The sequence below is a fragment of the Mannheimia granulomatis genome, from assembly GCF_013377255.1.
GTDB lineage: Bacteria > Pseudomonadota > Gammaproteobacteria > Enterobacterales > Pasteurellaceae > Mannheimia > Mannheimia granulomatis.
Genome location: NZ_CP016614.1, coordinates 1222502 through 1241857, shown reverse-complemented (window position 1 = coordinate 1241857; position 19356 = coordinate 1222502). Strand labels below are relative to the sequence as shown.

General features: G+C 38.5%; 17 protein-coding genes. 11 read left to right on the top strand and 6 right to left on the bottom strand.

Annotation, left to right across the window (positions count from 1 at the left end; translation table 11 throughout):
• Positions 1–62 precede the first annotated feature (62 nt).
• From A6B41_RS05805 to A6B41_RS05790, 4 genes are all read left to right on the top strand, one after another.
• Positions 63–461: a DUF423 domain-containing protein gene (locus A6B41_RS05805; protein ID WP_027074997.1), complete on the top strand. Its 399-nt coding sequence runs from the start codon at positions 63–65 to the stop codon at positions 459–461.
• The gene (rlmM, locus tag A6B41_RS05800; RefSeq protein ID WP_027074571.1) at positions 451–1560 is read left to right on the top strand and encodes a 23S rRNA (cytidine(2498)-2'-O)-methyltransferase RlmM; all 1110 of its coding nucleotides are present in this window, start codon (positions 451–453) and stop codon (positions 1558–1560) included. The genes A6B41_RS05805 and rlmM overlap by 11 nt, the downstream gene beginning before the upstream one ends.
• An 83-nt stretch (positions 1561–1643) precedes the next feature.
• Positions 1644–2456, top strand: coding sequence for a 4-hydroxy-tetrahydrodipicolinate reductase (gene dapB / locus A6B41_RS05795; RefSeq protein WP_027074572.1), 813 nt, complete (start codon positions 1644–1646; stop codon positions 2454–2456).
• 18 nt (positions 2457–2474) lie between these two features.
• Positions 2475–3608: a methionine biosynthesis PLP-dependent protein gene (locus A6B41_RS05790; RefSeq protein WP_027074573.1), complete on the top strand. Its 1134-nt coding sequence runs from the start codon at positions 2475–2477 to the stop codon at positions 3606–3608.
• Between the two features lie 213 nt (positions 3609–3821).
• Here A6B41_RS05790 and A6B41_RS05785 read toward each other — a convergent pair whose 3' ends face one another.
• Positions 3822–3983, bottom strand: a complete 162-nt coding sequence (locus A6B41_RS05785; protein ID WP_084493758.1) for a single-stranded DNA-binding protein — start codon at positions 3981–3983, stop codon at positions 3822–3824.
• 122 nt (positions 3984–4105) lie between these two features.
• On the opposite strand from A6B41_RS05785, the gene A6B41_RS05780 reads away from it, so the two are divergent.
• On the top strand, positions 4106–5596 hold the full coding sequence (locus A6B41_RS05780; RefSeq protein WP_050436789.1) for a nicotinate phosphoribosyltransferase: 1491 nt from the start codon (positions 4106–4108) through the stop codon (positions 5594–5596).
• 86 nt (positions 5597–5682) lie between these two features.
• Here the strand turns inward: A6B41_RS05780 and cpdB are convergent, their stop codons facing one another.
• Positions 5683–7656, bottom strand: coding sequence for a 2',3'-cyclic-nucleotide 2'-phosphodiesterase (gene cpdB, locus A6B41_RS05775; protein WP_027074575.1), 1974 nt, complete (start codon positions 7654–7656; stop codon positions 5683–5685).
• 235 nt (positions 7657–7891) lie between these two features.
• Here cpdB and A6B41_RS05770 point away from each other — a divergent pair, with 235 nt between their 5' ends.
• From A6B41_RS05770 to ilvN, 5 genes are all read left to right on the top strand, one after another.
• The gene (locus A6B41_RS05770) at positions 7892–9100 is read left to right on the top strand and encodes an acetate kinase (RefSeq protein WP_027074576.1); all 1209 of its coding nucleotides are present in this window, start codon (positions 7892–7894) and stop codon (positions 9098–9100) included.
• Positions 9101–9151: 51 nt separating this feature from the next.
• Positions 9152–11287, top strand: coding sequence for a phosphate acetyltransferase (pta, locus tag A6B41_RS05765; protein WP_027074577.1), 2136 nt, complete (start codon positions 9152–9154; stop codon positions 11285–11287).
• A 119-nt stretch (positions 11288–11406) separates the two neighbouring features.
• Positions 11407–12087, top strand: coding sequence for a carbonate dehydratase (gene can, locus A6B41_RS05760; protein ID WP_027074578.1), 681 nt, complete (start codon positions 11407–11409; stop codon positions 12085–12087).
• A 327-nt stretch (positions 12088–12414) separates the two neighbouring features.
• On the top strand, positions 12415–14139 hold the full coding sequence (locus A6B41_RS05755) for an acetolactate synthase 3 large subunit (protein WP_027074579.1): 1725 nt from the start codon (positions 12415–12417) through the stop codon (positions 14137–14139).
• Entirely contained in the window at positions 14132–14623 is a 492-nt protein-coding gene (ilvN, locus tag A6B41_RS05750) for an acetolactate synthase small subunit (protein WP_027074580.1), read from the top strand. Before A6B41_RS05755 ends, ilvN begins: the two co-directional genes overlap by 8 nt.
• Positions 14624–14713: 90 nt before the next feature.
• Here ilvN and A6B41_RS05745 read toward each other — a convergent pair whose 3' ends face one another.
• The 4 genes from A6B41_RS05745 to pepP form a co-directional block, all read right to left on the bottom strand.
• On the bottom strand, positions 14714–15604 hold the full coding sequence (locus A6B41_RS05745; protein ID WP_027074581.1) for a DMT family transporter: 891 nt from the start codon (positions 15602–15604) through the stop codon (positions 14714–14716).
• Between the two features lie 80 nt (positions 15605–15684).
• Positions 15685–16998, bottom strand: a complete 1314-nt coding sequence (gene argA, locus A6B41_RS05740) for an amino-acid N-acetyltransferase (RefSeq protein WP_027074582.1) — start codon at positions 16996–16998, stop codon at positions 15685–15687.
• 135 nt (positions 16999–17133) lie between these two features.
• On the bottom strand, positions 17134–17319 hold the full coding sequence (locus tag A6B41_RS05735; RefSeq protein ID WP_027074583.1) for a YegP family protein: 186 nt from the start codon (positions 17317–17319) through the stop codon (positions 17134–17136).
• 117 nt (positions 17320–17436) lie between these two features.
• Positions 17437–18741, bottom strand: a complete 1305-nt coding sequence (gene pepP, locus A6B41_RS05730) for a Xaa-Pro aminopeptidase (protein ID WP_027074584.1) — start codon at positions 18739–18741, stop codon at positions 17437–17439.
• A gap of 231 nt (positions 18742–18972) precedes the next feature.
• Here pepP and A6B41_RS05725 point away from each other — a divergent pair, with 231 nt between their 5' ends.
• Positions 18973–19296, top strand: coding sequence for a helix-turn-helix domain-containing protein (locus A6B41_RS05725; RefSeq protein ID WP_050436790.1), 324 nt, complete (start codon positions 18973–18975; stop codon positions 19294–19296).
• The last annotated feature ends 60 nt before the right edge of the window (positions 19297–19356 follow it).

The following is a 19356-nucleotide window of genomic DNA, read 5'->3' as shown; positions in this document are numbered from 1 at the left end:
CACCGCTTTTCTATTATGAGAATATGATATAGTAACACTTTCGTTATTATTCATGAAACACTATGAAAAACAAATTTCTTACCATTGCCGCCCTTAGCGGCTTTTTTACCGTAGCTTTTGGGGCCTTTGCCAGCCATGGATTATCGCCACATTTAGAGCCTAAAGCCTTAGGCTGGATTGATACAGGCATTAAATATCAAATGTTTCATACCGTGGCAATTCTAGCTTTGGGTTTATTCCAAATTGCAAATTTTTCGCAAAATCCGCCCGCTTGTAGAGCGAAAGCCTTGAATATTATCGGTGGCGGCTGGGCATTAGGGATTTTACTTTTCAGCGGAAATCTTTATCTGCGAGCATTAGATATTCCAACTATTCATTGGCTAACGCCGATCGGTGGTCTGTGCTTTATGCTTGGCTGGGCTGCATTAATTTATGTGAGTGTGAGAAGTTATGCTAAATAAATCAGGGTTTAATAAATTAGCCCTTTATTGCCGCCCGGGTTTTGAAAAAGAGGTGGCAGGGGAGATCAGCGACAAAGCGGCTCAACTGGGTGTTTTCGGCTTCGCTAACCTTAAAGAAAGCAGTGGTTATGTGGTTTTTGAGTGCTATCAAGTAGGAGAGGCTGATCGGTTAGCTCAAGAGTTGAAATTTGAGCAGCTTATTTTTGTTCGGCAAATGGTTGTAGTGAGTGATTTGTTGCAAAACTTACCCGAAAATGACCGAATTTCGCCGATTTTAAGCCAATATACTGAATTAAACCCTCGTAACAGTTCAGATATTTTTGTGGAAACACCGGACACCAATGAAGCCAAAGAGTTATTAACTTTTTGCCGTAAATTTACCGTACCGCTGCGTTCTGCATTGAAAAAACAAGGCTGGCTAACCAAATCAGATAACGCGAAGGGGAGTATCAGTCTGCATATTCTGTTTATCCGTTCGGGGGCGTGCTATGTAGGCTATGCCTATAATCACAATAAATCGTCGTTTTTTATGGGGATCCCTCGCTTAAAATTCCCGGCTGAGGCGCCAAGTCGTTCTACTTTAAAATTAGAAGAAGCGATTTTAACCTTTATTCCGCAAGCAGAAGAGAAAAAACGTTTTAACGATACCATGATAGGTGTTGATCTCGGCGCTTGCCCGGGCGGTTGGACATATCAATTAGTTAAGCGTGGCGTGTTTGTTTATGCGGTCGATCATGGAAAAATGGCTGCCAGTTTACATGAAACGGGGCGAATTGAGCATTGCCCTGAAGATGGCTTTAAGTTTCAACCTCCAAAACGTAAGCAAATTGATTGGTTGGTGTGTGATATGGTTGAACAACCGATGCGTATCGCCAAATTAATGGCAAAATGGCTGATTAACGGTTGGTGTCGTGAAACGATTTTCAACCTAAAATTACCCATGAAAAAACGCTATCAAGAGGTGCAACTTTGCTTACAATTTTTGGAAGATGAACTGGTAAAACAAGGATTTTGGTTCAAAATTCAAGCAAAACATCTGTATCACGACCGTGAAGAAATCACCGTACATATTATGGTAATGGGGAAATCGGAAAAATAGCCAACAAGCGGTAAAAATTTCACAAAATTTTGCAAAATTCTTGTAAAATCAAACCGCTTGTAACACAACAAAAAGGAAAGAATATGACATTAAAAATCGGAATTGTCGGTGCGGGTGGGCGAATGGGGCGTAACCTGATCACTGCAGTGCAAAATGCTGAAGGAGTAGAATTAGGTGCAGCCTTTGAGCGTAAAGGTTCATCTTTAGTGGGAGCCGATGCAGGGGAGTTAGTCGGCATTGGCACATTAGGCGTGGTAGTGTCAGATGATGTGGCAAAAAATGCCGATAAATTTGATTTATTAATTGATTTCACCCGTCCGGAAGGTACCTTAGAGCATATCGCCATTTGTGTAGAAAATAATAAAAAAATGGTGATTGGTACAACAGGGTTTGACGATGCAGGAAAAGCTACGATTCAAGTAGCTTCGGAAAAAATAGGCATTGTATTTGCTTCAAACTATAGCGTGGGCGTGAATTTAGTATTCAAACTGTTAGAAAAAGCCGCAAAAGTGATGGGTGATTATTGCGATATCGAAGTGATTGAAGCCCACCATCGCCATAAAGTGGATGCTCCATCAGGCACGGCATTATCAATGGGTGAACATATCGCAAAAAACCTCGGCCGTGATTTAAAAACGCATGGCGTATTTGAGCGTAACGGCATTACAGGCGAACGCAAGCGTGATGAAATCGGCTTTGCGACTATTCGTGCCGGTGATGTAATCGGTGAACACTCTGTATGGTTTGCCGATGAAGGTGAACGTGTAGAAATTGCTCACAAAGCTTCCAGCAGAATGACCTTCGCCAATGGTGCTGTACGTGCTGCAAAATGGTTACATACCAAACAAAACGGGCTGTTTGATATGACAGGCGTGTTAGATTTAAATAATCTATAAACTTGAAGGATAATAACAATGACAAAATTCAACAACATCGAAACCACTTTAGTACAAATTGGCAACAGAACCGACCCTCGTACCGGTGCGGTGGCAATGCCGATTATTCTTTCCACCGCTTATGGCCGTGATGGCTTGGGCGAATCTACAGGCTGGGATTACACCCGCACTAAAAACCCAACCCGCGCGGTGTTAGAGCAGGGGATTGCCGATTTAGAAGGCGGTGATGCAGGCTTTGCTATGGCTTCCGGTATGGCTGCAATTCAGTTGGTGATGTCGCTTTTCAAAGCACCGGATGAATGGATTATTTCAAGCGATGTTTATGGTGGTTCTTACCGTTTATTCGATTTTAGCCATAAAAATCACGGCACTTTAAAGCCTGTTTATGTGAATACCGCAGATTTAGCCGCAATTGAATCAGCAATTACTCCTAATACCAAAGCCATTTTTGTGGAAACGCCGTCCAATCCGTTAATGGAGGAGTGTGATGTTGCAGCCATCTCTAAAATTGCTAAAAAGCATAATTTGATGCTGATTGTAGATAATACTTTCTTAACACCGGCATTATTCCGCCCGATTGAACACGGTGCAGATATTGTAATTCATAGTGCCACCAAATATTTATCTGGGCATAACGATGTATTAGCAGGCTTAATTGTCGCAAAAGATTCAGAAGCGACGAAAGTAAACGGACAAAACTTAAGCGAACGTTTATTCTATTTCCAAAACTGTGCCGGGGCGGTGCTTTCGCCATTTGATTCCTATCTTACGGTGCGTGGTATGAAAACCTTAGCATTGCGTATGGAACGCCATCAACACAATGCTACTGAAATTGCTAAATTTTTAGCAGAGCAGCCTGAAATTGACAGCGTACTTTATTCAGGCAAAAGTGGAATGGTTTCTTTCCGTTTACAAAAAGAAGAATGGGTACCTAAATTCCTTAAAGCGATTAACTTGATTACCTTTGCAGAAAGTTTAGGTGGTGCAGAAAGTTTTATTACTTACCCGGCAACACAAACGCATATGGATATTCCAGAAGCAGAACGTATCGCACGTGGTATTACGAATAATTTACTTCGTTTCTCTGTAGGCTTAGAGCATCTGGAAGATATTAAAGCAGACTTATTGCAAGCTTTTAAGCAATTAAAGTAATTTAAAATCACAAACTGACAAGCGGTCATATTTTTTGTATTTTTTGCAAAAGAAATGACCGCTTGTTTTTTTGATATATGAGAGTTTAATGATTTGAGAGGGAAAATGGTTATCAATTCATAGACTTTACTATTTTAATCCATTATTTAACATAATATACGTTATGCGAATTTTAATAACATAAGTCATTGATTTATAAGGATATTTTGTGATTTATTCCGCTGGTGTAAGAATAATATCACCCACTTGTAAATCAAAATAAGCACTGGTTTTAAATGATTGAGGATGAACATAATAATGGCCGGGCCCATAAGGCACTTGGTCTTTTTGAAGTGGGATTTTCACTTGCACAGGAAATTGACTAGAATAAGTCATTATGCGAATTTATGTTATTATGAGATTTATCTATAAATCCATTATTTTGTAATAAATACTTTTCATTTTTTATTTATCATGTTAGTCTGATATAAATATTAATTGTAAAGGATTTCATTAAATTGTATATTTCAGACTTTAAAAGAATAAATGCAACCTCAATTCCTTTGTTGCTTTGTGATTTTTATAAAACATCTCATCGCATCCAATATCCGGAAGGTTCTCAAGTGCTGTATAGTACATTTACTCCAAGAAGTAATGTTTATGCTCCATTTTTAACAAGGGCGGTTTCGTTTGGATTTCAAGCCTTCATTGTTAAATATTTGGTACATTATTTTGAAGATAATTTTTTTGCACGCCCTCAATCTGATGTCGTTTTAGAATATACACAGTTTATCAAAAATACTTTAAATATGGATGATGCTGGTGAACATATTGCTCAATTGCATAGCTTAGGTTACTTGCCTATCAGAATTAAAGCAATTCCTGAAGGGCAATCTGTATCCATAAAAGTACCAATGATGACAATTGAAAATACACATCCAGACTTCTTTTGGTTAACGAACTATCTGGAAACTTTAATTAACCTTTCATTGTGGCAGCCGATAACCTCAGCATCTATTGCTTTTGCATATCGGTTAGAATTAACGAAATTTGCTCATCAAACTTGTGATAACAACGCTCACCTGCTCTATCAGTCTCATGATTTTTCAATGCGGGGAATGAGTTCTTTAGAGTCAGCCGAGAGTTCGGGAGCGGGTCATTTAACCTCCTTTTTAGGTACAGATACGATTCCTGCGATCACCTTTATAGAGTGTTATTATGGTTCTAAAAATTTAATTGGTACCTCTATTCCGGCCTCAGAGCATTCAGTAATGAGCTCGCACGGTGTAGATGAGCTACCAACATTTCGTTATTTAATGCAAAAATATCCAAATAATATGTTGTCTATTGTGGCTGATACCACTGACTTTTGGCATAACATTACGGTGAATCTTCCTATACTTAAAGAAGAAATTTTAGCTCGCCCTGAGAATGCTAAGATTGTTATTCGTCCTGATAGCGGTGATTTTTTTGCAATTATTTGCGGAGATCTGACTTTAAACACAGAACATGAACGCAAAGGGCTAATTGAATGTTTGTGGGATATTTTTGGAGGAACCATTAACAAGAAAGGATATAAGGTACTTAATCCATGTATTGGTGCGATTTATGGGGATGGTGTTACTTACGAGAAAATGGTTAAAATCCTTGAGGGATTAAAAGCCAAAGGGTTCGCCTCTAGTAATATTGTGTTTGGTGTTGGCGCTCAAACATACCAAAACAATACTCGGGATACTCTAGGTTTTGCAACTAAGGCAACATCTATCACGATTAACGGCATTGAAAAAGCGATTTTTAAAGCACCTAAAACAGATAACGGATTGAAAAAATCGCAAAAAGGTAGAGTTAAAGTCATCACTTTTGAGCATTATATTGATAATTTAAAAGCGCAGGATGATTTCTCAGACGATCTTTTAGAGGTGATTTTTGAGAATGGGAAGTTAGTGAAACAGACCAATTTTGATGAAATCCGCCAAAACATCAGCAATCAAATCAATGCTATGCTTTAAACGCAGCTACTCTATCAAAAACAAGCGGTCAAATTTGTAAAATTTTTTGCAAATTTGACCGCTTTCAATGAGTTATATGCTAAGGATTATTTGCTTAAATCCACTCGATAGACGGCAAAACCGGTTTCATCATTTTCAATATATTCCATTGGATATTGAGCATTAGACTGAATGAAAGCTTTTGCCTTTTCGGTCGGCGAAGTTTCAAAACGAATATCTAACTTAACATGAGATGAAATAGGTGCAATTCGCCAGTTATTATCCGCTTTCGGGCTAACTTGCCCATGCGTTTTACTTTCCGTTGAAATGTAATTCGCTAAAATTTGACGGTTTTCATCCGGTGCTGAAAAGACAATATGACTATCGCCTGTACCCGGGAATTTTCCGCCATAAGCTCGGTAATTGTTGGTCGCAATCAAGAATTCTTGTTTATCGTCTACAGGTTTACCATTAAAGCTTAAATTAATAACGCGATGAGCATTTTCATTGATTAATTTACATTCACTGTCATAACGAGCAGGTTGAGTTAAATCAAATTGGTAATTCACCCCATCAATCACATCATAATTATAGGTTCTAAAGCCTGTCCAATCGAGTAAAGACTGAGGTTTATCGCTAGATACATCAATTTGTTTAAACATCCCTGCACTACATTCTAACCACTCTTTTAATTCTGCCCCTGTTGCTTTAACCACCACTAAAGTGTTTGGATATAAATATAAATCGGCAGCATTTCGGAAGGTTAATTCCCCTTTATCTACTTCTGTATAGCCTGTTGGATCGTTTTTACGACCACCTACTTTAAATGGCGCTCCCGCACTTAAAATAGGGAGTCCGGCAAGTTCCGGTAGGCCTTTGACTACATTCTCAACGTAAGCTTTTTGTGCTTGGTTTACAATTTGAATAGTTGGGTCATCTTGAACTAAAGCAAGATAACTGTACATATTGTCAGTTGCTCTACCAATCGGTTGAGATACAAATTTACGGGTTTCTTCGTGGGTATCTTTTAATAATGCTACAATTTCAGGGTGATTTTCTACGGTTGCTTTTTTCTTTTCAGCATCATAAATTGGACGCAACGCTGCTCTACCATCTACAACAGCCCATTTCCCATTGTTTTCGGCTAATGTTAAGTCAATCACACTAATGTGGTTACCCCAATAACCGGCCATACTTTCCGGAACTCCTTTCATGGTTCCTTTTTCAATATCGGCGTTTGGTGAAGTAGCAAATTCTTTATTTGGGAATAAGCGATGTGAATGACCAAAAATAACGGCATCAATACCTTTTATATCCGCAAGATAGAATGCCGCGTTTTCAGCACCTTCTTGATACGGTTCATCAGATGGTCCTGTGTGTGCTAATGCGACAATAATATCCGCTCCGGCTTTTTTAATAATAGGAATATATTTTTCAGCTGTTTTTACAATATCACGAGCCTCGACTTTGCCTTCTAAATTGGCTTTGTCCCAAATCATGACTTGTGGTGGCACAAAACCGATATAGCCAATTTTGACTGTCGATTTTTTGCCTTTTTCATCTACAATTTCTTTTTCTTGAATAAAATAAGGTTTGAAAACCGGCTCGTCAGATTTCGGTTTTACAATATTGGCATTAATAATCGGGAATTTAGCTTGTTTGATGGCGTTATCTAAATAGGTTAATCCATAGTTGAATTCGTGATTACCTAAAGTACCTACATCATATTGCATTGCATTTAATGCCATAATGGATGGATCGGCCTTTCCTTCTTTTGCACCTTTGGTTGATTGATAATCTGAAATAGGGTTACCTTGAATTAAATCCCCATTATCTACAAGTACACTGTTTTTAGCTTCTGCTCTTGCCTGCTTGATAAGCGTTGCTGTGCGGGTGAAACCAAATTTTTCGGTCGGTGCATCTTTATAGTAGTCAAAGTCAGTTAAAAAGCCGTGAATATCGGTTGTGGCGATTACCCGTAATTCTGCTTTTTTTGCATTTTGCGCGAATGCTAGAGGTTGAGCCCCTAATACAAGCATTGCGCTTGCTCCGATTTGGATGAATTTTCTTCGATTTAGCATGAAATCACTCCTTTTTATTATGAAGAAATTGCAAAATATTCTAAAAAAATAACCGCTTGATATCTAGACTTTTTTGCGTTTATTGCCGCTTATATCAAATTTTAGTTACATTTTTACGTTTTTTTATTTCAAGCATTTATTTTAGTGTCTGAAAGGTGTATCCTTTACAAGTATAAACGCACTGAAAAAAGTGGGTTTTATTTATACTTTTTCTAAAAAATAAGGTAATTTGACAATGTCTAACAACTTAATCTTAATCCTTAACTGTGGTAGTTCATCTTTAAAATTTGCTATTTTAGATCCTGTAACAGGTGCTGAAAAATTATCAGGCCTTGCAGAAGCATTTAATTTAGAGGATGCTCGTATTAAATGGAAATTAAATGGTGAGAAGGGTAACGCAGATTTAGGTGCAGGTGCTGCTCATAGCGAAGCACTGACTTTTATCGCTGAAAAATTATTATCTGATGAATTAAAAGCAGGTATTGGTGCAATTGGACACCGTATTGTTCACGGAGGTGAGAAATTTACCTCATCTGTTGTGATTACAGATGAAGTTATTAAAGGTATTGAAGATGCAATTCAATTTGCTCCATTACACAACCCGGCACACTTAATTGGTATTAAAGAAGCATTCCGTATTTTCCCTGAATTAAAAGAAAAAAACGTCGCAGTATTTGATACAGCATTCCATCAAACTATGCCGGAGCATGCATATTTATATGCTCTTCCATATAAATTCTACAAAGAACATGGTATTCGTCGCTATGGTTTCCACGGCACAAGCCATTTCTACCTCACATCACAAATTGCTGAATTGTCCGGCAAATCGGTTGAGCAAACTAATGCAATTATCTGTCACTTAGGTAATGGTGGCTCAGTTTCTGTTGTTCGCAATGGTAAATGTATTGATACTTCAATGGGTTTAACTCCATTAGAAGGTTTAGTCATGGGTACACGTTGTGGTGATATCGATCCTGCTATCATCTCTTTCTTATATAACAACTTAGGCATGTCAATGGATGAAATTGACACTACCCTTGTGAAAAAATCGGGCCTTATGGGTTTAACTGAAGTGACTAGCGATTGCCGTTACGCAGAAGATAACTACAATGATGCTTCTAAACCTGAAGCAAAACGTGCTTTAGATGTTTATAGCTATCGTTTAGCAAAATATATTGGTTCTTATATGGCAATTTTAGGTGCAGATCATTTAGACGCAATTGCATTTACCGGCGGTATTGGTGAAAACTCCGGACTTGTTCGCGAATTAACCTTAAATCACTTAAAATTATTTGGCATTAAAGTTGATCACGAGCGTAACTTGGCTGCTCGTTTTGGTAAAGACGGCGTTATTACAAGTGATGACTCAGCATTTAAAGCAGTGGTCATCCCAACCAACGAAGAGCTTGTGATTGCACAAGATACAGCTAAATTAGCATTATAATAATAGGGGCAGATATTCTGCCCTTTCACTTTCTTAAAATTGGAAATTATCATGTCTAGAACAATTATTCTTATTCCTATTTCAACCGGTGTGGGTTTAACCAGTGTGAGTTTAGGTTTAGTTCATGCATTAGAACAAAAAGGTTCCAAAGTTGGTTTTTTAAAACCAATTTCTCAACCTATTAGCGGTGAAGATACTTTAGACCGCTCTACTACGATTATCCGAGCAGATCAAACCACAGAGGTGGGTGAACCATTTATGCTAAGTGAGGCTGAGACGTTAATCGGTCAAAACCAAACTGATGTATTATTGGAAAAAATTGTAGAACGTCATCAAAAACTTTCAAAAAATAATGAAATTGTCATTATTGAAGGTTTAATTCCAACCCGGAAAAATTCTTATGCCAACAGCATTAACTATGAGATGGCTCAAGCACTTGATGCTGAATTGGTATTAGTTGCAGCTCCTGCATCAGATACACCTGCTCAATTAAAGGAACGAATTGAAGCCGCAGCGTCAGAGTTTGGTGGGCGTAGCAACCCGAATTTACTCGGTGTTATTATTAATAAATTCAATGCTCCGGTTGATGAGTCAGGTCGTACCCGTCCGGATTTAACTGAAATTTTTGATTCTTTCCAACATTCTAGCAATAAGATTTCTGAAGTTGAAAATTTATTTGCTAAAAGTCCAATTAAATTACTCGGTTGTATTGAGTGGAAAGCTGAATTAATTGCAACTCGTGCAATTGATGTAGCAAAACATTTAGGTGCATCAATCTTACATGAAGGGGAAATTAGAACTCGTCGTATTCGCGGTGTTACTTTCTGTGCTCGCAGCTTAACTCATATGGTTGACCACTTCAAAGCAGGCAGTTTATTGGTTACTTCTGCAGACAGACCGGAAGTTTTAGTTGCAGCATCATTGGCTGTTATGAATGGTGTTGAAATCGGTGCTATTTTATTAACCGGTGGTTATAAAATTGAGACTTCTATCTCTAAACTTTGTCAACAAGCATTTGAAACCGGCGTTCCTGTATTCCGTATTGAAGGAAATACATGGCAAACTGCACTTAGCTTACAGAGCTTTAGTTTAGAAGTGCCTGTTGATGATAAAGAACGTATTGCTGAAATTAAAGAATATATGGCAAGTCAATTTAATGCTGGCTTTGTGGATGAAGTATCTAAAGCTGCAACACGTGCTCGTCGTTTATCGCCTGCGGCATTCCGTTATCAGTTAACCGAATATGCGCGCCAAGCGAAAAAACGCATTGTATTACCGGAAGGTGATGAGCCTCGTACTGTAAAAGCGGCTGCGCTTTGTGCTGAACGTGGTATTGCAGAATGTGTATTACTAGCTAAACCAACAGATGTACAGCGTGTAGCTGAAGCACAAGGTGTTAAATTAGGTGCAGGTATCACGATTATTGATCCTGAAAGCGTAAGCGAAAACTATGTTGCACGTTTAGTTGAGTTACGTAAAGCAAAAGGTATGACAGAAGTTGTTGCTCGTGAGCAATTATTGGATACTGTTGTATTAGGTACGATGATGCTAGAAGCCGGAGAAGTAGACGGTTTAGTATCTGGTGCAGTTCATACTACAGCAAATACTATCCGCCCACCAATGCAAATTATTAAAACTGCACCAGGAAGCTCAATTGTATCGTCAATCTTCTTTATGTTATTACCGGACCAAGTGCTTGTTTACGGCGACTGTGCGGTAAACCCAGACCCAACGGCGGAGCAATTAGCAGAAATCGCAATTCAATCTGCAGAATCTGCTAAAGCATTTGGTATTGAGCCACGTGTTGCCATGATCTCCTACTCTACCGGAACATCCGGTTCCGGAGCTGATGTTGAGAAAGTTAAAGAAGCAACTCGTATCGCACAAGAAAAACGTCCGGATTTAATCATTGACGGCCCATTACAATATGATGCAGCAGTAATGGAAGATGTTGCACGTTCTAAAGCGCCGAATTCACCGGTAGCCGGTAAAGCAACAGTCTTTGTATTCCCGGATTTAAATACTGGTAATACCACATACAAAGCTGTACAGCGTTCAGCAGATTTAGTCTCTATCGGACCAATGCTACAAGGTATGCGTAAACCGGTAAATGACTTGTCGCGTGGGGCATTAGTTGATGATATTGTTTATACAATTGCATTAACAGCTATCCAAGCAACACAATAATCGCATATAAAATAAGTTGAAAAATGCCCTTAAACTTCTAAGGGCATTTTTATTTTTACTACCCTAGCACTGCATTTAATCATATAATCAATAGCTACTTTTCGTTAAAAGGAGAATTTATGGAAAGAATTGAGCGTTTGTTTGCTAACAATCATGCTTGGGCAACTAAGATGAAGGATGAACAATCAGACTATTTTAAAGAGTTAGCTGAGCATCAAAAGCCTACTTACTTATGGATTGGTTGTTCTGATAGCCGCGTGCCTGCTGAAAAGCTAACAGGGCTGGGCCCCGGCGAACTGTTTGTACACCGTAATGTAGCAAATATGGTTATTCATACTGATCTGAATTGTTTATCGGTTGTGCAATATGCAGTAGATGTTCTTGAAATTGAACATATCATCATTTGTGGCCATACTAATTGTGGTGGTATTAACGCCGCTATTGCTCAAAAAGAGCTAGGCTTAATTAATAACTGGTTATTACATATTCACGATATTTGGTTTAAACATAGTTATTTATTAGGCAAACTACCTTATGAAGAACGCTCAAATGTCCTTACCCGTCTTAATGTTGCGGAACAAGTTTATAATTTAGGTCGCTCCTCTATTGTAAAGGCTGCTTGGGAACAAGGTAAAAAGCTCTCTTTACATGGCTGGGTATATGATGTGAAAGATGGCTTCTTAATTGATCAAGGTGTGATAGCAACCAGCCGAGAAACTTTAGAAATCACTTATCGCAATGCAATAGCGAAAATTACAACAGATGCAAATGATCTGATCGAGTCAAAGGCTGACGAATAATTTTAGTACTTTTAGCAAGCGGTTAAATTTGATTATTTTTTTGCAAAAAATGAGAAAAATTTAACCGCTTTTCTTTTCTGTTTTTCTTATGAATTAAAAAAAGTTTTAAATTTCGCCAGAAGAATAAAATATAGAACTTTAAATTAAAAAAGCTCAAATAAGCCGAATTAGTTTTATTTAAAACTTTTATTTTTGGTTTTTTAGTTTTAAAAACCAATATTATGGCTATCATTTCATAAAAATGATACTAGACAGCTAATCTGTTTTACTGCACAATTCAAACATATCAAAAAGCAAACATAACATTTTATTTTGTTGGAGGATTCAATGAAAAAACTTTCCGGTGCAGAAATGATAGTACAGTCCCTAAAGGACGAAGGCGTAGAATACGTTTTCGGCTATCCAGGCGGTTCGGTACTTGATATTTATGATGCTATCCATACTCATGGTTTTTTAAACCATGTTTTAGTTCGCCATGAGCAAGGTGCTGTACACATGGCAGATGGTTATGCTCGCTCTACAGGTAAGGTTGGTTGCGTATTAGTTACTTCCGGCCCAGGGGCAACGAATACGATTACCGGGATTTTAACCGCATACACAGACTCTGTACCACTTGTGATTTTATCCGGTCAGGTGCCTTCAAGCCTTATTGGAAGTGATGCTTTTCAAGAGTGCGATATGATTGGTATTTCTCGTCCGGTAGTTAAACACAGTTTCTTGGTAAAAAATCCTGAAGAAATTCCGCATATTATTAAAAAAGCGTTTTATATTGCCTCAACAGGACGCCCGGGACCAGTGGTGATTGATATTCCTAAAGATGTAGTCAACCCTCTTAATAAATATCCGTATGAGTATCCGCAGGCAATTTCAATGCGTTCATACAGCCCAACGGTTTATGGTCATAAAGGTCAGATCAAAAAAGCATTAAAAGCCTTATTAGTGGCAAAACGCCCTATTCTTTATATTGGTGGTGGTGTAATTAGTGCTGAATGTTCAGCAGAAGTGACCGAATTTGCACAAAAATTAAATCTTCCGGTAACAGCCTCTTTAATGGGTTTAGGTGCCTACCCTGCTTCCGATAAGCAATTTTTAGGTATGTTAGGGATGCACGGTACTTTTGAAGCGAATAACGCAATGCACGAAAGCGACTTGATTCTAGGAGTTGGTGTGCGTTTTGATGATCGTACCACCAATAATTTAGCGAGATATTGCCCAAATGCAAAAGTGATTCATGTGGATATTGATCCGGCCTCCATTTCTAAAACAGTCCAAGCTTATATTCCAATTGTAGGCAGTGCGAAAAATGTAATGGATGAATTTCTTTCCTTGTTAGAAGAAGAAAATCTTGCAAAAAATCAGGCAGATTTGACCGCTTGGTGGAGCCAAATTGACGAATGGAAAGCACGGGACTGCCTTGCATTTGAAGAAAGTACAGAGGTAATCAAGCCACAGCAAGTGATTAAGATGATTCATAAATTAACAAATGGAGAAGCTTACGTTGCTTCAGATGTAGGTCAGCACCAAATGTTCGCTGCTTTGCACTACGGCTTTGACAAACCACGCCGTTGGATCAACTCCGGTGGTGCCGGCACCATGGGCTTTGGTTTGCCTGCAGCAATGGGGGTGAAATTTGCCCATCCAAACGCAACGGTAGTGTGTGTAACCGGTGATGGAAGTATTCAGATGAATATCCAAGAGCTTTCAACGGCTAAACAATATGATACGCCAATTGTAATTGTTAGCCTCAATAACCGTTTCTTAGGTATGGTGAAACAGTGGCAAGATATTATTTACTCCGGCCGCCACTCTCAGGTGTATATGAACTCGCTGCCAAACTTTGCGAAACTAGCCGAAGCTTACGGACATGTCGGGATTCAAATTGACCACCCTTCTGAGCTGGAAGCAAAATTAACAGAAGCATTTTCAATTAAAGATAAATTAGTATTCGTTGATGTACGTGTTGATGAAACAGAACATGTTTACCCGATGCAAGTTCGTGGTGGGGCAATGAATGAAATGATGTTAAGTAAAACGGAGAGAACAGATGCGTAGAACATTAGCGGTATTATTAGAGAATGAATCAGGTGCCTTATCTCGAGTAGTAGCACTTTTCTCACAACGTGGTTTTAACATTGAAAGTTTAACGGTAGCACCTACTGATGACCCGAGTCTTTCTCGTATGACAATTGTTGCTCAAGGCGATGAGCACGTGTTAGAACAAATTGAAAAACAATTACACAAGTTAGTTGATGTGTTTAAAGTGAGCAATTTAAGTGCTTACGAACACGTTGAGCGTGAAGTGTTATTGGTAAAAGTGCGTGCAACGGGTTCATCTCGTGATGAATTAAAGCGTATGGTCGATATTTATCGTGGGCAAATTGTCGATTTAACCCCAAAACTGTATACTATTCAACTATCGGGTACCACCGAAAAGCTGAATGCTTTTGTTGAGGCCGTAAAAGAAGAAACCTCTATTGTGGAAATTGTTCGCTCAGGGGTGATTAGCTTATCACGTGGCGATAAAAATGCCCTGTAAGCGGTCGAATTTAGGCTAAAATATGCAAATCCCTTTATCAAATTGATAAGGGGATTTTTTATGCAATTGGCTGATTTATAAGTAACGGCTTTACTTTTTGCTTTGTTGGCTTTCTACATGGGTAATGTAAATTGTCGCTGCAATAATAATGGCGGCTCCAAGCCATAATTTACCGGGCGGAACCCAGTGAAATACGAGCCAGCCGGCTAATACATTTAACGGTAATTTAATAAAATCAAAAGGTTGGATGTAAGACGCATCTGCTATGCTGTAAGCCTTAGCAACAGCTAATTGGGCTAATGCAGTAAAAAAGCCGAGTAAAATCAAAAAGCCAAAATCGCTCCACGAAGGCAAGCTAAATCCGCTTGGACTAAGATTGGTAAGTGCAATCAGCAGATTAAACGGGGTAATCAGAATAAACAAATAAGCCACCATTGTAGTTGGGCTGTCATAATAAGAGAGCTTTTTTACCATTAACGAATAACCTGCCCAGAAAAATGCTGCTGCAAGGGGTAATAACGTAATAAGATTAAAATTATCACCCCAAGGTTCTAAAATAATCATCGCGCCAATAAAGCCCATTGCAGTGGCAAACCAGCGTTTTTTATCCACATTTTCTTTTAAAAATAGTCCCGAGCCGATAGTCACAAATAATGGTGAAGTCATCAGCAAAGCGATTCCTTGCCAAATTGGTAATTGGTTGGCAAGAGCCAGTGTCCAGCATTGAATACCAATTGCTGACAAAAAAATACGGAAGCAATGCTGCCCAAAGTGAGCAGTTTTGAGTGAAGAAAAGAAGCCGATATTACTCATACTTGGCAAAAGAAAAACAAATGCCACGAGATATTGCACCAAAGCAATTACACTGGAATCAATGGGCGAGATGGAGGTTAATTTAGGGATTAAGGTATTAATGCAAGCAAATAGTACCCCTGCGGTAATAATAGCTATCGCCCCTTTAATTGGTTGATATTTTTTCATGGTTTTTTGCTAAACAAGCGGTTATTTTTTTGGAAAAATTTGCAAATCCCTTTACCCAGAGCATGAATAAAGGGATTTTGTTAGAGTGGTAATATTAACACTTTAGAACGGCGTTGGTAATTGTAATTTTCTCGTTTGTAACGTGGTAAATCTTGTGCATCTGCTAATCTAAAGCCACGTTCTTGAAACCATTGGGTCGTACGAGTGGTGAGCACAAACAGTTTTTCGATGCCCATCTGTTCTGAACGTTTATGGATGTTTTCCAATAGCACATCGCCTCGGGAAGAGTCACGGTAATCAGGATGTACCGCCACACACGCCATTTCCGCCATTTTTTCTTCCGGATAAGGATTCAATGCAGCACAGGCAATCACCACGCCATCACGCTCAATAATAGTATAGTTGGCAATCTCCATTTCAAGCTGCTCACGAGACCGTTTTACCAAAATGCCTTGTTGTTCAAGCGGTCGAATTAAATCCAACAAGCCTGGAATATCGCGAGAGTTGGCAATTCGTACATTCTCCGAATTTTCCATTGAGAACTGCGTACCGATACCATCACGGGAGAAAAGTTCTTGGAGCAATGAACCATCTTCTTTATAACTTAATAAATGTGAGCGTTTCACACCTTCTCTGCAAACACTAATCGCAGCTTGCAAAAAGCGAGCTTTTGCCGTGTGATATTTTCCTTCTTCAACCAAACGATTTAAGTGCTTTTCTGCATCTTGCGGCAGAATATCAGGAATGACCTGCCCTACTTCATTTAAAATCCCTTGTTCTTCACAAAAACCGATTAATTTATCTGCACGAAGCTTGATGGCCACCTGAGTGGCAATATCTTCAAAGGGTAAATTAAACATTTCACCTGTTACTGAAGGTGCAATAGGTCCAAGTAATACAATAGAATTTTGTGAAAGTTGCTGCTTAATGCTATCGATATTAATACGGCGTATTCTGCCACTTAAAGCATAATCTACCCCATCAACTACGCCAAGAGGCTGAGCTAAAATCATATTACCGCTCACCACATTAATGACTTCCGAATGTGGTAAACGTAACGATAGACGGGCAAATAAATCATAATGCACTTTACCTACGGCTTGCTTAACATACTCTAGAGATTGAGCATTAGTCACCCGAATATTATGGTAGTATTCAGGTTCAATTTGCTGTTCGGCTAATAATCTATTAATCTGTGGTCTGGCGCCAAAAACAATCACCAGCTTAATATTCAAGCTATGCAATAAGCTAATATCATTGATAATATTGACAAAATTTGGGCTTTCAATCACATCTCCGTCAAGCATAATTACAAAGGTTTTACCTCTGTGCATATTGACATAGGGTGTGGATTGTCTAAACCACTGGGCTAAAGCCAATTCGGTGTTGTGCATACATTTCCTCTTTATAATATATCGCTATATTATCTTTTTTAGAAAAATCTGCAATCTTTAAATTGAATAACTAGTCATATTTTTTGCATAATTAACAAAGATAAGCCCCGGTGAAAAACACGAGGGCTTAATAAATTATGCTTCTGCTTTAGTTAAATCTTTTACTTCTGTTTCAGAGGTGACTTTTTTAACCGCCTCAATGCCTTTTTGACAGCCTTGCTTAGTTGTATATGCTTGGCTGGTTGCGATAACTTCGTGGTTACCGGCTTTTAAACGCCAGCGGAATTCTTCTTTTGCATCTTTATAAATTTCAAAATACATTTTTACACTCCTTATGTGCTACCCAAACAGAATGTTTGGCTGAATAAGATTACGCCAAATTAATGTATATTTCAAAGCAAGCGGTTATTTTTTACAAAAAATTTACGCTGGCAGGTGTTAAGCAGATTGCATTAATTGCTCAATATCGGCAATCTCTTTTGGACAACCGCTGGTTAAATTTTTATTGCCGTATTCTGTAATCAATAAATTATCTTCAATTCGAATACCAATGCCCTTATATTGTTCGGGTACATCTGCCTCTTTGCTGATATAAATACCCGGTTCAACAGTTAAAACCATACCGATTTGGAGCGGACGATCGCGCTCACTACCATAATCGCCGACATCGTGTACATCCAGTCCTAACCAATGCCCTAAGCCGTGCATATAAAATTGACGATAGGCTTTTTCGGCGATTAAGGTTTCTATCTCCCCTTTTAAAATTCCTAAACGCACTAAGCCTTCGGTGAGAATTTGCACCGCTTTATCGTTTGCTGCTTTTATTGAACTATTTGGTATCAGTAGTTGCGTTGCCTCATTTAACATTGTTAATGTTAATTCATACAGTGCTTTTTGTGGTTCAGAAAACTTACCGTTAATCGGAAATGTGCGGGTAATATCACCAGCGTAGTAGGCAAATTCAGCACCGGCATCAATGAGCAATAAATCGCCATCTTTTAATGCTTGATCGTTTTCATTGTAATGAAGAATACAGGCATTCTCGCCCCCTGCTACAATCGAGTTATAAGCAGGAAATCTTGCTCCAAAACGGGTAAATTCGTGCTGAATTTCCCCCTCAATTTCCATTTCATAACGGTTTGGTCGGGTTTGCTTCATTGCCCTGATATGAGCCATTGCGGAAATATGGCATGCTTGCTGAATTAAGGCGATTTCTAAATCGGATTTAATTAATCGCATCTCAGACAGCATCGGTTTCCAATCAATCAGATCGCAAGGTTTGTCCATTTTCTTACATGCGGAAAAAATCAGCTTATCTCCCCATTCTTGTAGCCCTTCTGCATAATAACAAGCGGTCAAATTTTCCAATTTTTCTGCAAGTATATTTTCGATATTTTCAATATCAAACGCAGCGTTAAACTGTAACGAACTTGGAGCATTTTCAATACCTAAACGTCTGCCGTTCCAGGTTTCCATCAGTGGGTCTTTTTTACGAACAAAAATAATGCTCTCTGTTTGACCTGCTTTTTTAATCAGCAATGCTGCTGATTTAGGTTCAGCAAAACCGGTTAAATACCAAAAGTAGCTATCCGGTCTGAATAAATACTCAGAATCATTATTACGGCGTTTTTCCGTTTCAGTAAAAATCAATAATGCCGAATTGTCTTGCATTTGTGCAAAGACTCTTTCGCGGCGAGCAGTAAATTCTTGCTGAGGCATTTTGGCTAAATAGGTGAGATCCATAACTTCTTTTTATCCTTTCAATTGTTCAATATCAATGAGACTAGTTTATCACAAACCTTCTCCCATTTTTAGTTAAGCTTGTTTTTGCAAAGGGTTATATTTGAGCTATTGATTTGCCATTTAAAACAAAGTAAGATTAAATTTAATCTTTTGCTGGATTTGTGTTCCATATTTGAAACGCAAATTCCAAAAATGGAATCAAAAAGCTTAAATATAAAATCAGGCAGGATGATGAAAATTTCCATAGAACTACAAAATCAGATAAATCAGTTGAATCAACTCAGAAAGCTAGCCTTAAAGCAAGAGCAGGAAGAACAGAAATTATTTGAAAAAAACAAGCTGGATAATTTAGAAAAATTTGGGCAGCAGCTAAATGCACAACGAAAAGCATTAGGTATTGAACTCGCCACATTAGAAATGCAAACCGGGATTTCGATTTCTACCCTCAAGCGTTTGTTTAAAGATCCAAGCCAGGTGAAATTTCAAACTATTTGTACGGTGGCGGAAACATTGGGTTTTAACTTATGTGCTATTAATACGCAAAGCGAAGAATAAGCGCAACAATGTCACGAAAAATGAGTTAAAAAATCGGGCAAATGCCCGATTTAATTTAGG

What these genes read in the sequence shown, in the direction of transcription:
- A6B41_RS05805 (WP_027074997.1), top strand. Translation starts at nt 63, where the DNA reads ATGAAAAACAAATTTCTTACCATTGCCGCCCTTAGCGGCTTTTTTACC.
- rlmM (WP_027074571.1), top strand. Translation starts at nt 451, where the DNA reads ATGCTAAATAAATCAGGGTTTAATAAATTAGCCCTTTATTGCCGCCCG.
- dapB (WP_027074572.1), top strand. Translation starts at nt 1,644, where the DNA reads ATGACATTAAAAATCGGAATTGTCGGTGCGGGTGGGCGAATGGGGCGT.
- A6B41_RS05790 (WP_027074573.1), top strand. Translation starts at nt 2,475, where the DNA reads ATGACAAAATTCAACAACATCGAAACCACTTTAGTACAAATTGGCAAC.
- A6B41_RS05785 (WP_084493758.1), bottom strand. Translation starts at nt 3,983, where the DNA reads ATGACTTATTCTAGTCAATTTCCTGTGCAAGTGAAAATCCCACTTCAA.
- cpdB (WP_027074575.1), bottom strand. Translation starts at nt 7,656, where the DNA reads ATGCTAAATCGAAGAAAATTCATCCAAATCGGAGCAAGCGCAATGCTT.
- A6B41_RS05770 (WP_027074576.1), top strand. Translation starts at nt 7,892, where the DNA reads ATGTCTAACAACTTAATCTTAATCCTTAACTGTGGTAGTTCATCTTTA.
- pta (WP_027074577.1), top strand. Translation starts at nt 9,152, where the DNA reads ATGTCTAGAACAATTATTCTTATTCCTATTTCAACCGGTGTGGGTTTA.
- can (WP_027074578.1), top strand. Translation starts at nt 11,407, where the DNA reads ATGGAAAGAATTGAGCGTTTGTTTGCTAACAATCATGCTTGGGCAACT.
- A6B41_RS05755 (WP_027074579.1), top strand. Translation starts at nt 12,415, where the DNA reads ATGAAAAAACTTTCCGGTGCAGAAATGATAGTACAGTCCCTAAAGGAC.
- ilvN (WP_027074580.1), top strand. Translation starts at nt 14,132, where the DNA reads ATGCGTAGAACATTAGCGGTATTATTAGAGAATGAATCAGGTGCCTTA.
- A6B41_RS05745 (WP_027074581.1), bottom strand. Translation starts at nt 15,604, where the DNA reads ATGAAAAAATATCAACCAATTAAAGGGGCGATAGCTATTATTACCGCA.
- argA (WP_027074582.1), bottom strand. Translation starts at nt 16,998, where the DNA reads ATGCACAACACCGAATTGGCTTTAGCCCAGTGGTTTAGACAATCCACA.
- A6B41_RS05735 (WP_027074583.1), bottom strand. Translation starts at nt 17,319, where the DNA reads ATGTATTTTGAAATTTATAAAGATGCAAAAGAAGAATTCCGCTGGCGT.
- pepP (WP_027074584.1), bottom strand. Translation starts at nt 18,741, where the DNA reads ATGGATCTCACCTATTTAGCCAAAATGCCTCAGCAAGAATTTACTGCT.
- A6B41_RS05725 (WP_050436790.1), top strand. Translation starts at nt 18,973, where the DNA reads ATGAAAATTTCCATAGAACTACAAAATCAGATAAATCAGTTGAATCAA.